This is a genomic window from Flavobacterium sp. PLA-1-15 (assembly GCF_049060005.1).
Lineage (GTDB): Bacteria > Bacteroidota > Bacteroidia > Flavobacteriales > Flavobacteriaceae > Flavobacterium.
In genome coordinates this window covers 45,955-62,147 of sequence record NZ_JBMGQS010000021.1, presented here as the reverse complement: position 1 = coordinate 62,147, position 16,193 = coordinate 45,955, and the positions used below count along the sequence as shown (strand labels likewise).

Here is a 16,193-nt window from a genome sequence, read left to right as displayed (position 1 = left end):
TATGTCGTCGCCTTTCTTTTGAAAACCCTTCATCAATCGATGAGGGGTTTTTTGTTTTTAGGAATATTCAGAGGTTTGTTTGTTAACAGAAAGCCTGTGGAGTTTAAAAAGAATTTGGCTTGGAAAGGTAGTTATTGCTGAATATTAAGAAGTATTATTGTGTTGGATGATAGCTTGTTAATTGGCACGGCTGTGTGTTTGTTCAATATTTGAAATGTAGTACTTTATTGTGTTGCTTGCGAGATGAATGTGTTTTATGCCTATCGCATAAGATGTTCGAGCCAGGGACCGGTTGTGCACCATTATCCTATTAGGAGTTGCGTTTAAAGGAATTGGATGTGAAAAGCCTATGGTCGGGTTGTATTGGGGCATATAATTGTGAAGGATTACAAGTAATAAAAGCCTTGTGTTTTCAAGAAATTTATAATGGAATTTGGTTTTCAAGTGCAGCACTAATTTGCAGTTTGATAAATAATTGATTAATTACAACGTATTTGTGGTGAGTTGCTATATACATAAAAAGGTAAGCCATAAAGGCTTACCTTTTTATGTATAATATTTTATTGAATAACAGAAAAGTAGAGAAATGGATTTCTATTTGTTAAGTATGATTACTATTTTATTGAAATCCGCAGCCGCATTTATAACAGCTTTGTACTCATCAAATTTATCCAGGTTATAATTCATGATATTGTAGTATTCTTTATTTTCGATTACAATTTCATTTTTATTGTTTTTAAAATTACTTATAAAAGCGGCTTCAGTCTTATTATCAATTATTGTCTTGTAGTCCATAACAAATTTTTCAGTATTTTTTACCGAAACACCTTCTGGTAAAATGATCTTTATCTTTCGTAAGTAGGAGTGAGGATAATCAATCTCAACGGGCAGCATTCTTTTGTGTTCTTGATAGAGCTCCATTTGCTTACCAATAGTTTGTCCAACAGCAAATAAATAATTAGTACCTGCTTTTTGAATAAGCTCTTTTCCATCGAATGTTACATCCAAAATAAATGGTTTTTTTCCAATGAAGTCTATGCCGTCATTCTGAATTGTTAAAGTTTTATATTCTGTTTGAAGTGTGTAGTTTTCGACAATACTTTTTAAGATTGTTTTATACTCTTCTGCTGAAGCAAAATCCTTAATGCCTTGAAAATTAAATGCCGCATAACCTCCAAATGTTATCTTATTATTGATGGTTGGATTCTCTAAATCTTTGGTAAAATCGATAGTTATTTCCATTACATCATGAGTTATCTCAACACCAGGGATTTCAATAAAATTGACTTCTCCAATTCCCATTCCTACCCCAGCAAATATTTTTTCTTTAATGAATAGTCCATTATTATGAGCCAAATGTGCAGGTATTAATGGCATTCTATATTCCATTTCAGTAGGAGTAAGGAATTTTTTTATGGTTGGAAAATAAAATAAAATGTCATTCAAATTTTCATAGCTTTCAAATTCCTTATCAAATGGGACTTTGTATCTGCTCGAAGTAAAAACAGTATTGTTTTCAATTTTAAAAAACTTAAAGACAGCCGAGTATAATTTGATTATATCTGATTGATTGGCTTGTTTTGTTTTTATAATCTGGTCAATATTTCCTTTAGTATCAATATATCTATTATAAGTTATTGTCTTCTTAATCTTATTTTCAATGTTCCATATTTGTTCCTGTGCATCTTCGCTTTTTGGAATAGATTTGCAAAAAGTTTCAATAGCCTTTTCTTGTTTCTTATCTGTTTCACCATTCATTCTTTCATAAAAATTGGTAGCAAACTCTTTATAGTTGTATAAGTTCTTCGCACCAGTATATTGATTTGCATCTAATTTATAGCGGAATATTTTTGCGTTTGATGCCCAATTTGAATATTTTTCATCATCATCAAGTCCGGGTATATTATTTTCGGATAATGCAATAATTGTTTTTTTATCAATTTTTTTATCATCAAGTGTAGCTTCCTTTAGTCCGTTGTAACCTTTTACTTTGAACGATAGATAACTTGGGTGTATCAACTCAAAGTTAATATTTGCAATTGGGTGTTCATCTTGCATATAAAATGTTTTTCCATTCAGTTCCGGAAATTCTTCAATAACGAGTAACTTCTCGAGTACGGCACCTTTTTCTAATCCATCAATTGCAAAATAATTATATTTGACACCTCTTTCCTCATCAATTTCTTCCTTGATGTCTTTTTTATCGAGGTTGATAACTTTCCCATTCTTTAAAATTACACGCACTTTATTTACGAGTACTGTTTCATTTTGATTAAAAGGGATATAGACTTTGTTGTTTCTTTCAATTGCATCATCGGCATTGATGTATATTTTTTCATGAACAAGATAATATTGTTTTGCAGTTTTATCGACCACTACAATTTCTACCTTGGTGGTACGGTCTAAGATTACTTCGTTTTCATTTTTATACTGCTCTGGGATTGTAAATGTTGTTTGTTTTTCATCCCAATTGTAATTTTTAAAAGAATAATCTTGCGCAAATAATAGTATGGTATTCAAAAAGGTTACTATTGTAAAAGCTAGTGTCTTGTGGTTTTGTTTCATTTTTTTTCTTTTAAAATTATGGATTCAGAATAGGTGTTTTTTAGTTTCTTGATGGATTCATTCCAAAGTTCAAAGTCGCTGTAATCTAACAGTAGCTTTTTTTGATTCAATTGAAAGTGGAGTATGATTTTATTGTTTTTCTTCTCATAAGTACATATTACTTTAATCAAATCATTGTCAAGATTGAAATTTTGAGGTAGGTATTCAATATCATAATTCACTGGAACTGTGAGTTCATAATTATTATTTACGAGGGAGAGATAGTCAAATTCAAACTTTGAAACCCTATCTTTTTCTATGGTCATCTTTTCAAATAATTTATCCAATAATAAGTTGATGTATAGTTCTTTATCAACTTTAAGTACATAATTATTCAAATCGAAATCATAGTTGATCACATAAGGTAAATCCCTATTTTTAAGATTCTCTTCCTTATATTCCTTAAGGTTGAATTTATTATTTCCCTTTAAAACCAAGCTCTTTATCAATTCAAAGCGAGTCTTATTGGTAGCATCGCCAATTTGCATCAAGATGTGGCTTCTATTATAACCGTGGAATTGCATTTTACCTGAACCAACTAGCTTATCGTTCTCGATGGTTAATTTAAGTTCGTCTTTTATTTCATTTTCTTGAGGTGTAACGGTAGGAACAGGTATTATTTTATAGGTTTGCTTGTCACTGAACAAAGCTTCTTTTCCTTGTATAAATGCTGTCGGAATACCGAATCGAGTTTCCTTGTCAGTAGCATCTAAAAAGATATAATTTTCTCCATTTTTGAAAACTGCAATCATGTGGTCATCAACAGCCGGAGTGGCTAAATCAGCATAAGTATAGGGAATTTTTCGGGTTCCAATCCAGGCAACTGTTACATTTGGAATGTTTGCATATTTGGCCATATCAGTAATGATACTCGCCATATCTTTGCAATCGCCAAATTTTCGCTTGTAGACCAAACTTGCTTCCCTGGGAATAAAACCTTCATAACCATTTTCAAATGCAATATACTTTATGTTGTCTTTCACCCAATAGAATATACCTTTTATTTTATCTTCATCCGAAATAAGATTTTCAGTAATTCTTAATGTTTCTTCTTTTAAATCAGCATCTTCTTTTTGATTCAAGTTCTTTACAAATCCTTTATAATAGTTGAAAAGCTTTTGCGTATCATCCAAGATATCAATTTTTTTATCATCAATCATATAATCTTTGATGTAAAAATCAATATGAGGGATTATGTATAAAAAACCAGGTGCATTGGATTCGGACATTACAGGTTTAATGTCGTTTAATGTCCATTTGTAAATCCATTTTCCTTTTTTTTCTGTTTTTGAAAATGTAATTGTATTGTTCGGGTCGTTAAAAATTTTAAAACCAATATTGATATTCTTCTGTGTTTTTATTTCCAACGAAGCATTTTTTATAGGAAGTCCGCCTCCAAAAATAAATTTATGCAGTAGGAAAGGGTCTATAAATTCAGTTTGATATTGGTATACTTTCTTGGCACCACTTTCTAAATTTGGAAATATCAAATGTCTTTCTTTTACATCATTATAAAAAATGGAACTTTGGCGGGACTGCTTTTCATTAGATTGTGTGACTTTTATTTTTTTCTCCTTTCCGTTAGTATTTACAATCGAATAAGCTTCATATCCTTTCAATTGCACCAATTCTGAATAAGAGAAAGCTTCCTGATTGTTCTGAATGCCATTTTCAGTCAGGATTATAGATTCAAAATTATTGTCCTGAATGATTTTGAGCATGTTATTCTCTACATAAAAATCATACGATTGGCTGTCGTTTAAAACAATTTCGTTGAAGTCAGGGTATTCTTTTTTATAGTCCTGCCAAGTACTTTGTGCATAGATACTGCAACTCAATAATAGGAAGACGATATAAATGCTATTTGATAATTTCGACCAATTCATTTGTGTTGTAGATTTTTGTTACCGATAAAGTTCCGTTGATATAAATTAGCGTCTTGCCATGCAATTCATCATTTTTGTAATTTGCCGTCAACCAAGGTTTTCCATCCTCTTTAAAATATTCCTGAGCGCCTTCAAAATCACCGTTAATCAATCGTTCTTTTTTATAGACTTTTCCGTTTGGATAATATTCTGTACGTTCTCCATTGAAGAGGTTGTTCTTGTAATCGGCTTCGTATTCCAATTTGCCTTCATTGTTATTGATGACCAATTTGCCTTCGATTCCACCTTTTATAAAATTGATTTTGATGGCGACCTTTCCATTAGGATATAAAGACGTGATATCGGCAGTTTCTTTTTCGACAAGCACTTTTTCATTCAATTCACCCGTGCTGTTCTTTTTGATGTAATATTCAAGCGCTCCATTCAAATAACCAAGTGTGAGAATGGCTTCTCCTTTTTGATTGAAATAGGTAAAATCACCTTCATAAGTTGATTCCAATTGACTGTACTCATACATTTTTGATTTGTTATGATAAAAACGAGTCGTCTTATTATATTCTTCTCCATGAATGTATTCGTCAGTAATACGATGATTCCCAACCAAATCATATTGTTTGTCAATTCCGTTAATTTTTCCATTATAGTAGTTCCTGTCGAAAGCCAAGGTTCCATTTGGATTATAACTTTTATAGGCATTGTTTCTAATTCCGTTAACGTATTCCAATTCAACAATGGTGTTGTTCAGCTTGTCTTTTGCGATGTATTTTCCGTTATAGTCACCGTTTACCATTTCATAAGTGATAGTTGTTGTTCCATTATAAAGTGAATTAGTAAACCTTCCCGTTCTGTTTTTATAATCTACCGTATATTCTTTTTCACCTTTAGGATTGAAAGCTGTAACTGAAATTAAAACTCCATCGAGAAAAGTATCCTTGCTTGATATTTTACCATCCTGCCAAAAACCTAATCGCTCAAAGCTGATTTCATCATTTTTGTAAAATCCTTCGTAGGCTACCGACTTGTCTAAATTGTAGGTTTTGAAAGGACCGTTCAATTTGCCATTTTGATAATGATAAGTTCCTTTCAGAACACCATTGTCATAGTTTTCATGGACTCCATTCAAGGTATCGTTTACAAAATGATTGATAGAATTCAGAAGGCCATTTTTATTGTAATTATGTGCCAATCCGTTTTGCTTTCCTTGCACATAATCTTCACGTAGCCTAAGATTTCCGTTAGTATAATTGTATTTCCATTCTTTCGTTTTTCGGCCTTTTTCAAAAACACCTGTAATAAAAGGTTCTCCTTCAAAAGTGTACATCACGAAAGGTTTCTTAGAAAGATTTACGGATACAGGTTTCGGACTATTTTTGGTAAACTGAACACCAGATTTTAATTCTCCCGATTTGAATTTTTCTTCAAAATATTTATTCCCTTTCCTGTCATAATAGGTGTAGGATTCGATTTCTTCGTTGCTGTCGTACACAGTTTCATAGGAAATTTTACCTGTCGGATAATTATTGATGATTTTTTTCAGCTTTCCGTTTTCATAAAAATTTTGTCTTTCCAAAACACCATTATTGTAGTATCTTTTATAGGAACCATCTACTTTCCCATTTTTATAGACTGCTTCCGATTTTAGTGTCTTGCCATCTAAATATTCCCTATAATCGCCTTTCAGTAAATCATTTTCATAGGCATACGTTTCAATTAAATCGCCAATAGCATTGTAAATTTTAGTGACACCGTTTAGTTTTCCTTTAACATAAATACTCTCCGATTTTTTGCTTCCATTCTCAAACAAGCAAATCAAATTTCCATCACGTTCCCCCTCAGTAAAATTTATCTCACAGTTCTTTCCACCGTTTGTATAATAACTAGAACTCATTCCGCTTAATAAGCCATTTTTATAATTTTCAATTATACTTATCTGGCCATTTTTATAATACTCTTTTGTTGTTCCTTCTAGTTTGCCATTCGCAAAATTTCGTTCCTTTTCAAGCTTTCCTTCTTCATCATAGTATTTTTGAAAACCATCGAGCAAATCATTTTTGAAATTCAATTCTCCTTCCAAATTTCCATCATCATTGAGTAGTTTAAACTTGCCTTCTTTCTTTTCATTTTTAAAACTTCCAATCAAATTTGGATATCCGTTTTTCAGAAAAATATTTACTTCTTCCTGTTTTCCAAAATGTTCCAAATTTCTAAGAGAATAGGAATACCAAAAATCTTTGAGGATAAAATTCTCATAGAAAGAAGTAATGGTTTTCTTTTGAGAAACCAATTTCTTTCCTAATTTTTCCTCCATCGATAGAAGAATATAATAAGAGTAACCTTCAAAAAGTTTCTTCTCGACCATCGTTTTTATCCAAGGAATATAAGTAGTTTCAAAAAAACCATTGTCCATTTTATGTTCTGTGGTATATTCTGCAACGGCTTGCACTTGGCGGATAATCACATCATCAAATTCTGATTTTACCTTGTAGGCTTTTTTTAGAGGCAATTGGTTCCTAAGGATAACGTCAATTTCCTCAAAATTATCACCGGTTTTAGAGAATACGATTTTTCCATTTTCGAGGAAATTTTCTCCAAATTTGCTGTTCAGCTTCAAGATGGCTTTTTCAGCGAAACGGCCGTTTGGAGCAATTACCAAATAGCTCATCAAGGCGAGTGTTCCTTCCGTAATTTTTCCGTTATCAAAAGCAAATGATCCCAATAGAAAGTGGGAAGAAGCATGATTTGGATTGTTGAGAATGATGCGTTTCAGTAAATCGACACTCTTTTGATTGTCTTCTTTTCGGGCATAGAGAACCGCCATATTATAAAGCAGATTGCTCGAATTTGGCAATAATTTTTCGCCTTCCAGAAATATTTTTTCAGATTTGTCATATTCTTTCTGGTCGCTCAAAAAGCTTCCGTAAAGTATGTATAATGTGGGATAGGTAGCCATCTGATTATTCTGATGCAAATCTTCAAAAAGCGCTTTCAACTCCTCGTTCTTTTCCAATGCCGAAAGACTCATGGCCTTTTCATATTGGGCCCTGAGATATTCCGGGTCAATTTTGGCTATTTTATCATATTCTGCAATCGCCTCGGTATACTTTTGGGAATCGTGAAGTTCAACACCTTTTGCAAAAATACCTTCAGGATTATAGATGAAGGAATAATCAGTAGTTTGCGAAAAACTGCAAGAAAAATAGCCTAGCGACAAAAAGAGAAAAAGTTTTTTCATTGGGATAAATTTTCCCAAATATAATTTTTTTTATGAATACTTTGTAGGAAATTAATTAAAAGGCTAAGTATTCATCTCCAAATCCTCAATATACTCTCTATACTCATAAAAGAAACGTTCGAACGCATCCATATTTTCATAAAAGAAATCAAAAATTTGAGGCCAGGTATTCTTGTTCATCACACTGATGCCGTCCTTTTCAATCCAAATCTTACTGATTATTTTACCAGTTTCCAAGTGGAAGTTGCGTTCAAAAATAGCTTCGGGAATAAATTCATCCATTAAGATTTGCTTCAGCGATTCAATCTTTTCAAAATAGATTTTTCGTTTTTCTTCGTCCCTTGGTTCAATGTCAATCATGACTTGGGCTTTTTTGTTATCTACATAAAATTTAAAAGAGAAATCCTTAATTTTGGTATCATACAAAAGCCATTTTCGCGGATATTCTTCGGCGAATTTTATCCAGAATTCCCTCTTTATCATTTGTGCTTCGGCTTTACTAAACATCTCTTTTCTATTTTTAAACTTTATTTTTGATTTTGGAATCTCAAATTTCCGAACTATCTTTAGTTACTACAAAAATAGCCTTTGAATATGAATTTTGATGCCTTTCTGAAATATATTCCGCAAATACTTGACGAAAAACTTCCGGGCGAAGAGGCTCACATGGAAATGATGCCATTGGAAAGAATCGCTATTTTCCAAGATTTAGACCTCGAAAAGATCAATCCAAGAGAAGCTTCCGTAATGATGTTATTCTATCCCAAAAACAATGAACCGCATCTGGTTATGATTCTCCGAAATTCTTACAAAGGTGTCCATTCATCCCAAATTGGATTTCCAGGCGGAAAGGTTGAGAAATTTGATACTTCTTTGGATGACACCGCTTTACGCGAAACATTTGAAGAAATTGGTGTTGAACGCGAATTGATAACCATAGTCAGACCCTTTACACCTTTATATATTCCACCAAGTAATTTTAAGGTGTATCCTTTTTTAGGATATGCTACTCAGGAATTGACTTTTAATCCTGATGAAAGAGAAGTGTTCGGTATCATAGAAATGCCTCTATCAACGTTGATGGATGATAACGCGAAAGTCAGTAAAATATTGAGCACTAGTTATATGGAAGAAGTGGCTGTTCCCGCTTTTAAATTTGAAGAATATTACATTTGGGGAGCGACTTCTCAGATGCTGAATGAACTTAAAGAAGTATTAAAAAGAGTATTTTAAATGTTAAGTTTTTGTATGTTTGCGACTTAATCTTACTTGAAATATGGGATTGTTCAAACGAAATCCTTTTGGTCATATACTTTTTATAAAAAAATGGTTGATTCGAATTTTTGGAGCCTTGACGCACCGTCGTTACCGAGGTTTCAACGAACTCCAAATCGATGGTTCTGAAATCATAAAAGATTTGCCGGAAACCAATGTACTTTTCATATCCAATCATCAGACATATTTTGCTGATGTCGTGGCGATGTTTCACGTTTTCAACGCAAGTTTGAGCGGAAGACAAGATCATATTAAAAATATCGGTTATCTGTGGCAACCAAAACTAAATATTTATTATGTTGCCGCTAAAGAGACCATGCGTGAAGGTTTGCTTCCACGAATATTATCGTATGTTGGAGCCATAACAGTTGAAAGAACCTGGCGTGCAAAAGGAAAAGATGTCCAACGAGAAGTAAATCCGAATGATACCGAAAATATCAGGATTGCACTCGAAGACGGTTGGGTAATAACCTTCCCACAAGGAACCACAAAGTCTTTCAAACCAGTTCGTAAGGGAACCGCCCATATCATAAAAACACATAAACCAATTGTTGTTCCAATCGTAATTGACGGTTTCCGTCGTTCGTTCGACAAGAAAGGTTTACGGATGAAGAAGAAAGGGATTCTTCAATCGTTTATCATAAAAGAACCACTCCAGATTGATTATGAAAACGATACAATAGAAGAAATCGTTGAGAAAGTAGAATATGCAATCGAACAACATCCATCGTTTTTAAAAGTAATTCCGGCAGAAGAGCGACAAGTCCAGGAAGAACTAAATGAAAAGCGAAAATGGGAATATTAAAAAAGGAGACTAATTTAGACTCCTTTACTTTTTTAAAAATCTATCTTCTTTAATTCTTCATAATTCTTATAAAGACGCTTCAAAAGAATTCCATAAATCAATCTATAGAAAAGCCAAATCAAACCAACAAAAACAGCCAAAAACACAATTGTCATCGCAACATAAATAGCATAAAGCACCGCTACATTCCCTTGTTTGTCGAATTCGCTAATCATATTAAGGATATCTTTGTCATAATTCAGCTGGATAAACATCACAACAATCGAAGTTAACACCACATAAATAATATTGAACCAAACATACTGATGAACAGTTTTACGTGTCCTAATAATGTTTAAAATCAAAACTTTAGAATTATCGGTAGTCGATATCTTTCTGTGGTTCATAAAAAACTGAAACAGAAAATACGCCAATCCTACATACCAAATAATGGTAAACGGCAACATAATGTGCTCCACATGATAACTGTTGAATTTCTGCATCACTTCTGTATCTTTCATGCAAAAAGACATAACCGTCCACACCACAAATTCCAATAGACTGATGATAAAAATCCACTTCACGATAGAGGACGAACTCTTGTGAATCATTTTATAAATCTGCTTTTCCGAAACCTGCTCAAAAGAATTTTCGCTCTTTTTCCAGTCTTTCTTTAATAAATCTAAGCCTTCCATATCTTTTTTTCTCCTTACGGATTTAAAATTTTCTTCAATTTTCCCTTAATCCTGTTCATCTTCACCCTCGCATTCACTTCGCTGATTCCCAAAGTTTCCGAAATCTCCTCATAATCCTTGTCTTCCAAATACATAAAAACCAATGCCTTTTCAATGTCGTTCAGCTGTTGTACAGCCTTATACATCAGCTTAATCTGCTCTTCCTCTTCATAATTATAATCCTCTTCCTTGATAAAATGCTTGGTAGTGTCATATTCCGTAGTCGAAACCGTGCGAGTGCTCTTCCGATACAAAGTAATCGCCGTGTTCAAAGCCACCCTGTAAGCCCAAGTCGAGAATTTACTCTCGCCACGAAACTTTGGGAACGCCTTCCAGAGCTGAATCGTAATTTCCTGAAACAAATCCTTGTGCTCGTCCTCGCCAGACGTATACAGCCTACAAATCTTGTGGATGATGTTCTGGTTCGCCTGTAATTGCTGGACAAAAGATTGTTCTAAATTAGCACTCATATGTACGTTAGTAGTCGTTGTTTAGTTTTTGTTACAGATTTTTTTCAGGAGCGAAAATTATTTTCGTTTTCAGAAACCATTTTCCCGCTTTCCGTTCCAATCTTTTTGTTCTGAACCCCAGAACAAAAAGGATTTCCACTACAATCGGGGCTATATGGGAAACTTTAGGCATTTCGAGAAACTTCTTTTAAACCATTACGGGATAAAGTCTTATACTGAAATCTATTAATGTTTGATTAAAATTTCATTTGTTTTTAAAGTCTAAATCTTTGCTCTCGCCAAGTTAAAAAGTTAGGAACCCACTCTTTGCGTCTTTGCGACTCTGCGAGATAAATCTTCAAAGTTCCTTCTCCTTATAATAATTCACCATCAAGTTCACAAACTTGCTATAACTCTCCAAACCTTCTTCCTGCTTGTTCATCTTCAGGAAATTATCGTAGAAAACCTTGAAACCATCTTCAATCGGAGTATTGTATTCCAACCAAAAGGCATCACTTTCTTCATAATTATTCAAGATTCCAGACCGAATCTTTTTCTTCAATTCTTCAAAAATCTTCTCATCCCGAATCCGCCAATTGCGCAAGCAATATTTCAACGCATAGCTGTAACCCGCATATTGAAAATACAAATCCTTATTTTTAACCGTCGAAAGAAACCCAATAAAATTGGCCTCACTTTCAGAAGCATAACCAATCTGATGCGCCATTTCGTGGCAAACCGTAAACGGAAAATTATACATCGGCAATTTGTCGTTCACTTGTGCTTCGTTTGTAAACGGATTCAGATAACCACCAAAACCCATATACGTCAAAGGCAAACTAATCAGTGATTTCTTGATACTAGGTTCTTCATATTTAAAAAAAGCATATTCCTTTCCTAGATTATTATAACCGTTCAAAGTCATCTTAAAAATATGTTCTTGCGAATACGGATTTATGATTTTTACACTGTCAATCTTTTCCAATTCAGAATGGATTTCGTTCGTCTTTACAATCAGTTTCTGTGTAAAAGCCATCAAATCAGCATCAGTATATTCCCGTTCAATATCCATCTTCTCAAACAACGGAACCCGATGATAATTCGTAGCCCAAAGCAAATGGAATAAGAAATAAAAGATAGAAATCCCACTAACAATCGTCAGCAAGTACATTTTCCACTCAATCTTCCATGTACCTCGAATGAGATAGAACCATCTCAGAATCATAAAAATGACCACAAAATAAATCACATCTCCAATAGAAAAAGGAATCCAGCCAAATAAAGTTCTAGAAATTTTTGAGATGATAGGATACAAACTATTGCTGTAATAACGTTCGATAAACTCAGGAAAAAACGACAGTATTTGAAGCACAACAATCTGAACAATCAAAAAAAGCGAAAGCACAACTTTTTTACTTTTCATCGAGGAAATTTTAGTGTTGTAAATATAATAAACCACTTGCGGATTTATTCCGTAACTATTGTTAATTACTTTTTTAAAAATTTAAGCCTTTATTTAGAACCAATAAAGATAAAATCACTAAACTTGCAGTGTCGAATTGAAGTAGATAAGAAAGGCATTTTCAACAACTTACACCATGGGAAAGAAAGACGCAAAAGAGAAAGTTATTTTACTTTGTGACGGAAAAAAATGTTGCCGTTACAACTCAGAAGTAAAGGAATGCTTCAAGGATTTGGTTAAAGAAGCCGGACTCAAAGGCATTGTCCAAATCGAAAAAATGAAATGCCAAGGAATGTGCAAGCAGGCTCCTGTTATTTGCATCCACAAAGATGAATGCGTTGGAAAAGTTTCCAAGAAAGACGCTAAAAAACTTTTTGAAAAGCACATCGCTTAAATTCTCTAATACAACTTCAACTTACCCGACTTAAGCTATTCCGTTTTTTTGTACTTTTGTAACAAATATTTACCAGATGGAATATATCACAGACAGAATTACGATAGATGAAAAGCTGTGTAATGGCAAACCTACTATAAGAGGAAAGCGCATTACAGTTCATACTATTTTAGAGTTTTTGGGAGCTGGGGAAACCAAAGAAGAAATTCTGAAGCAATATCCTTCACTCGTTTCAGAAGATATTGATGCTTGTTTGAAATTCGCTTCAGAGCTGATGAATAGAAACTACACCATCGTAAAAGTAGCTTAATGCCTAAGTATCTTATAGACGTAAAATTACCGTATCATTTCTCACTTTGGAACAGCGAAGATTGCATCCATCAAAAGGATATTAATGATGAATGGTCTGATGAACAGATTTGGGAATATGCCAAAAATAAAAATCTAACCATTATTACTAAGGATGTAGATTTTTTCAATAAGATGCTTTTGCATACACCTCCTCCAAAAGTCATACATATCCGATTTGGAAATTTAAAAATGAAAGATTTTTTTGATCTTACGACTAAAATTTGGAGCCATGTCTTAGAATTAAATCAAAAAAATAAACTAGTCAGTGTTTATATGGATAGGATTGAAGCTATCGATTAAACAAAATAAATCTCAAACACTAAAACGAAATGAGCCAAGAAATTCGCAACCTCGAACCAAAACAACTTTGGAATAAATTTGCCGACTTAAATGCCGTTCCTCGTCCTTCTAAAAAAGAGGAAAGAGTAATCGCTTTTATGAAAGACTTCGGAACAAAACTAGGTCTTGAAACCATCGAAGACGAAGTGGGTAACGTTATCATAAAAAAACCAGCCACTGCAGGATTGGAAAACCGCAAAACCATCGTGATGCAGTCGCATTTGGATATGGTACACCAAAAAAATGCCGATACTGTTTTTGATTTCGACACACAAGGAATCGAAATGTATGTCGATGGAGATTGGGTTCGTGCAAAAGGAACCACACTTGGTGCCGATAACGGACTTGGAGTTGCAACTATAATGGCCATTCTTGAATCTACCGATATTCCACATCCGGCCATCGAAGCTTTATTCACGATTGATGAAGAAACAGGAATGACGGGTGCAATGGGTTTAAAAGGAGGTTTGCTTCAAGGCGAAATCCTTTTAAATTTAGATACCGAAGAAGACGATGAAATCGACATCGGTTGTGCTGGTGGAATCGATGTAACGGCTACAAGAGGTTACGAAGAAGAAGATGTTCCAGAAGATTCTGTGGCCTATAAAATTACCGTAAAAGGATTAAACGGCGGACATTCAGGGATGGATATCCACAAAGGTTTAGGGAATGCCAATAAGATTATGAACCGTCTATTATTTGACGGATTCGAAAACTTCGGATTGCAGATTGCTGAAATCAACGGTGGAAGTTTGCGTAATGCCATTCCTCGTGAAAGCGTTGCAACGGTTATCATTGCTGGGATGTACGACGAAGCTTATGTATTCGACATGCAGGAAATCATCGGCGACATCAAAACAGAATTCAAAACAACCGAACCAAACTTGGTAATCGACATTCAAAAAACCGATTTGCCTAGAAAAGTGATGGATTTGGGCGTTCAAGAAGGTCTGGTTCGTGCACTTTACACCGCCCACAACGGCGTTTACAGAATGAGTGCTGATATGGCTGATTTGGTTGAAACTTCCAACAACATCGCAAGAGTAATCGTTAAAAACGGCGAAATCTCAATCGGATGCTTGACGCGTTCTTCTGTAGAAACGTCCAAATACGATTTGGCAAATGCCTTACGTTCTGCCTTCGAATTAATCGGATGCGAGGTAACTCTTTCTGGTTCTTACCCAGGTTGGACACCAAACGTAAACTCACCAATCTTGGATGTGTTGACAGAAATCTACGAAAAACAAAATGGCTCTAAAGCTAATGTTGTAGCCTGTCACGCAGGTTTAGAGTGCGGAATTTTAGGAACCAATTACCCAGATATGGACATGATCTCGTTCGGACCAACCATCCACGGGGCTCACTCTCCAGACGAAAGAGCCTCTATCTCTTCTGCTCAGAAATATTGGAAATTTGTATTGGAAATTTTGCAAAACATTCCAATAAAATAATTTCTCAAAAGAATATTTTAAATGCAAATTGCACTAATCTCCACATTCAATTTTGTGGTAATTAGTGCAATTTTTTTATTTAAATCTGTGAAAATCTGAGTACTCTGTGTCGAATTTATTTTTTCTTCATCCTAAAAAACTCATTCTTTTCCTTACCATCTTTTAATCCCTTGATTTCAGCAACCAGGCTATCACTTCCAACTTGATTGTAAATAATCGTATTCGGATAATCATGTTCAGGATTTTCGAATACTAATTTTTGCCCTGTATTTTGCGTCAATTTAAACGGAACAGGTTGTGCATTATTTTGATTTGGTGTAATCACAATATACGAAAGTTCGCCATTTCGTTCTTCCAAAGTGACTTTTTCAGAAAAAACAGTATCACTTTTAATTACAAAATATGTTTCAGCAGAAAAGGTAGAGTCGTTTATCTTTTCCCAAGTTTCAGAAAGATTCCCTTCCTGCGAATTGTTTTCCCATCTGCCTAAAAACCAGTTGGCTTTTTCAATTTCGACGAATTTCTTTTTCGTTACTATTGTCTCTTCAACAACAGTTTCTTTTTTGCAGGAAATTGTTCCCAAGAGTACGAATGCTAATAAGGGTAATGCTTTTTTCATATCTTATTTCTTTAAATTAAAATAATGGTGAAGGTACGGAAAAACACGCTTCTTTTTTCCGTGTCTCGGAGCGGGGTATTGCCTATTGGTGGTCATATTGTTAAAAATCAGTGCAACAAGCAAAAGAATCACAGTGCCAACCAAAACCGGTGACAGTACATACCAATATCCAATGCTCTTCAAATGAGCCGAACCCGTCACTGCAATCAAAGCCGTCGCGCCACCCGGAGGATGCAGGGTTTTGGTAATCTGCATCAGCACGATCGAAAGTGAAACCGCCAAAGGAGCCGTAAGCCAAATGATATCCGGAACAAATTTCTGAACCGTAACGCCTACCAAAGCCGAAACCAAATGCCCTCCGATCAAATTCCTCGGTTGTGCTAGCGGACTCTGGATCACACCATAGACCAACACACTCGATGCACCAAAAGAACCAATCAGATAGACAACATCCGAAACGGGAAGCGTCAAGGATTGGGAAAAGGCGATAATACCGATACCGATGAACGAGCCAAGAAACGCCCAGAAATGTTCCTTAAAGTCCACCAAAGTTTCCTTGTAGAGGATGTATCTGGTTTTACGATAGCTTCGTTTTATTTTTTTCGTCGGCATC

The 16,193-nt window shown here is 34.4% G+C and carries 15 protein-coding genes; 6 read left to right on the top strand and 9 right to left on the bottom strand.

Annotated features, from left to right (window positions below):
• Window positions 1-594 precede the first annotated feature (594 nt).
• From ACI6PS_RS12300 to ACI6PS_RS12285, 4 genes are all read right to left on the bottom strand, one after another.
• On the bottom strand, window positions 595-2,565 hold the full coding sequence (locus tag ACI6PS_RS12300; protein ID WP_421012868.1) for a DUF3857 domain-containing protein: 1,971 nt from the start codon (window positions 2,563-2,565) through the stop codon (window positions 595-597).
• Window positions 2,562-4,490 (bottom strand): DUF3857 domain-containing protein, encoded by a 1,929-nt coding sequence (locus ACI6PS_RS12295; RefSeq protein ID WP_421012867.1) that lies wholly within the window; start codon window positions 4,488-4,490, stop codon window positions 2,562-2,564. Before ACI6PS_RS12295 ends, ACI6PS_RS12300 begins: the two co-directional genes overlap by 4 nt.
• Window positions 4,465-7,722, bottom strand: coding sequence for a hypothetical protein (locus ACI6PS_RS12290; RefSeq protein ID WP_421012866.1), 3,258 nt, complete (start codon window positions 7,720-7,722; stop codon window positions 4,465-4,467). Before ACI6PS_RS12290 ends, ACI6PS_RS12295 begins: the two co-directional genes overlap by 26 nt.
• 63 nt (window positions 7,723-7,785) lie before the next feature.
• Entirely contained in the window at window positions 7,786-8,229 is a 444-nt protein-coding gene (locus tag ACI6PS_RS12285) for a DUF4268 domain-containing protein (RefSeq protein WP_421012865.1), read from the bottom strand.
• A gap of 87 nt (window positions 8,230-8,316) precedes the next feature.
• Here ACI6PS_RS12285 and ACI6PS_RS12280 point away from each other — a divergent pair, with 87 nt between their 5' ends.
• Window positions 8,317-8,955, top strand: coding sequence for an NUDIX hydrolase (locus ACI6PS_RS12280; protein ID WP_421012864.1), 639 nt, complete (start codon window positions 8,317-8,319; stop codon window positions 8,953-8,955).
• A 43-nt stretch (window positions 8,956-8,998) separates the two neighbouring features.
• Window positions 8,999-9,802 (top strand): lysophospholipid acyltransferase family protein, encoded by an 804-nt coding sequence (locus tag ACI6PS_RS12275; RefSeq protein WP_421012863.1) that lies wholly within the window; start codon window positions 8,999-9,001, stop codon window positions 9,800-9,802.
• Between the two features lie 32 nt (window positions 9,803-9,834).
• Here the strand turns inward: ACI6PS_RS12275 and ACI6PS_RS12270 are convergent, their stop codons facing one another.
• From ACI6PS_RS12270 to ACI6PS_RS12260, 3 genes are all read right to left on the bottom strand, one after another.
• On the bottom strand, window positions 9,835-10,476 hold the full coding sequence (locus ACI6PS_RS12270; protein ID WP_421012862.1) for a hypothetical protein: 642 nt from the start codon (window positions 10,474-10,476) through the stop codon (window positions 9,835-9,837).
• A 14-nt stretch (window positions 10,477-10,490) separates the two neighbouring features.
• Window positions 10,491-10,985 carry an RNA polymerase sigma factor gene (locus tag ACI6PS_RS12265; RefSeq protein WP_421012861.1) on the bottom strand — a complete coding sequence of 165 codons (495 nt, stop codon included), beginning with the start codon at window positions 10,983-10,985 and terminating at the stop codon, window positions 10,491-10,493.
• A 337-nt stretch (window positions 10,986-11,322) separates the two neighbouring features.
• Complete coding sequence (locus ACI6PS_RS12260; protein ID WP_421012860.1) at window positions 11,323-12,387, bottom strand: DUF3810 domain-containing protein; 1,065 nt, start codon at window positions 12,385-12,387, stop codon at window positions 11,323-11,325.
• 175 nt (window positions 12,388-12,562) lie between these two features.
• Here ACI6PS_RS12260 and ACI6PS_RS12255 point away from each other — a divergent pair, with 175 nt between their 5' ends.
• From ACI6PS_RS12255 to ACI6PS_RS12240, 4 genes are all read left to right on the top strand, one after another.
• Window positions 12,563-12,820, top strand: a complete 258-nt coding sequence (locus tag ACI6PS_RS12255) for a (2Fe-2S) ferredoxin domain-containing protein (protein WP_421012859.1) — start codon at window positions 12,563-12,565, stop codon at window positions 12,818-12,820.
• Between the two features lie 76 nt (window positions 12,821-12,896).
• Window positions 12,897-13,130, top strand: a complete 234-nt coding sequence (locus tag ACI6PS_RS12250) for a DUF433 domain-containing protein (RefSeq protein WP_421012858.1) — start codon at window positions 12,897-12,899, stop codon at window positions 13,128-13,130.
• The gene (locus tag ACI6PS_RS12245; RefSeq protein ID WP_421012857.1) at window positions 13,130-13,471 is read left to right on the top strand and encodes a DUF5615 family PIN-like protein; all 342 of its coding nucleotides are present in this window, start codon (window positions 13,130-13,132) and stop codon (window positions 13,469-13,471) included. The genes ACI6PS_RS12250 and ACI6PS_RS12245 overlap by 1 nt, the downstream gene beginning before the upstream one ends.
• Before the next feature lie 29 nt (window positions 13,472-13,500).
• Complete coding sequence (locus tag ACI6PS_RS12240; RefSeq protein WP_421012856.1) at window positions 13,501-14,961, top strand: aminoacyl-histidine dipeptidase; 1,461 nt, start codon at window positions 13,501-13,503, stop codon at window positions 14,959-14,961.
• Between the two features lie 115 nt (window positions 14,962-15,076).
• Here the strand turns inward: ACI6PS_RS12240 and ACI6PS_RS12235 are convergent, their stop codons facing one another.
• The gene (locus tag ACI6PS_RS12235) at window positions 15,077-15,580 is read right to left on the bottom strand and encodes a DUF6265 family protein (protein WP_421012855.1); all 504 of its coding nucleotides are present in this window, start codon (window positions 15,578-15,580) and stop codon (window positions 15,077-15,079) included.
• A 3-nt stretch (window positions 15,581-15,583) separates the two neighbouring features.
• On the bottom strand, window positions 15,584-16,192 hold the full coding sequence (locus tag ACI6PS_RS12230; RefSeq protein WP_421012854.1) for an HPP family protein: 609 nt from the start codon (window positions 16,190-16,192) through the stop codon (window positions 15,584-15,586).
• Window position 16,193: the final 1 nt, after the last annotated feature.

Excerpts from the sequence above, each read along its gene's own strand:
- ACI6PS_RS12230 (WP_421012854.1), bottom strand. The coding sequence starts at position 16,192 with ATGCCGACGAAAAAAATAAAACGAAGCTATCGTAAAACCAGATACATC.
- ACI6PS_RS12260 (WP_421012860.1), bottom strand. The coding sequence starts at position 12,387 with ATGAAAAGTAAAAAAGTTGTGCTTTCGCTTTTTTTGATTGTTCAGATT.
- ACI6PS_RS12300 (WP_421012868.1), bottom strand. The coding sequence starts at position 2,565 with ATGAAACAAAACCACAAGACACTAGCTTTTACAATAGTAACCTTTTTG.
- ACI6PS_RS12280 (WP_421012864.1), top strand. The coding sequence starts at position 8,317 with ATGAATTTTGATGCCTTTCTGAAATATATTCCGCAAATACTTGACGAA.
- ACI6PS_RS12255 (WP_421012859.1), top strand. The coding sequence starts at position 12,563 with ATGGGAAAGAAAGACGCAAAAGAGAAAGTTATTTTACTTTGTGACGGA.
- ACI6PS_RS12265 (WP_421012861.1), bottom strand. The coding sequence starts at position 10,985 with ATGAGTGCTAATTTAGAACAATCTTTTGTCCAGCAATTACAGGCGAAC.
- ACI6PS_RS12235 (WP_421012855.1), bottom strand. The coding sequence starts at position 15,580 with ATGAAAAAAGCATTACCCTTATTAGCATTCGTACTCTTGGGAACAATT.
- ACI6PS_RS12245 (WP_421012857.1), top strand. The coding sequence starts at position 13,130 with ATGCCTAAGTATCTTATAGACGTAAAATTACCGTATCATTTCTCACTT.
- ACI6PS_RS12270 (WP_421012862.1), bottom strand. The coding sequence starts at position 10,476 with ATGGAAGGCTTAGATTTATTAAAGAAAGACTGGAAAAAGAGCGAAAAT.
- ACI6PS_RS12250 (WP_421012858.1), top strand. The coding sequence starts at position 12,897 with ATGGAATATATCACAGACAGAATTACGATAGATGAAAAGCTGTGTAAT.
- ACI6PS_RS12295 (WP_421012867.1), bottom strand. The coding sequence starts at position 4,490 with ATGAATTGGTCGAAATTATCAAATAGCATTTATATCGTCTTCCTATTA.
- ACI6PS_RS12275 (WP_421012863.1), top strand. The coding sequence starts at position 8,999 with ATGGGATTGTTCAAACGAAATCCTTTTGGTCATATACTTTTTATAAAA.
- ACI6PS_RS12240 (WP_421012856.1), top strand. The coding sequence starts at position 13,501 with ATGAGCCAAGAAATTCGCAACCTCGAACCAAAACAACTTTGGAATAAA.
- ACI6PS_RS12285 (WP_421012865.1), bottom strand. The coding sequence starts at position 8,229 with ATGTTTAGTAAAGCCGAAGCACAAATGATAAAGAGGGAATTCTGGATA.
- ACI6PS_RS12290 (WP_421012866.1), bottom strand. The coding sequence starts at position 7,722 with ATGAAAAAACTTTTTCTCTTTTTGTCGCTAGGCTATTTTTCTTGCAGT.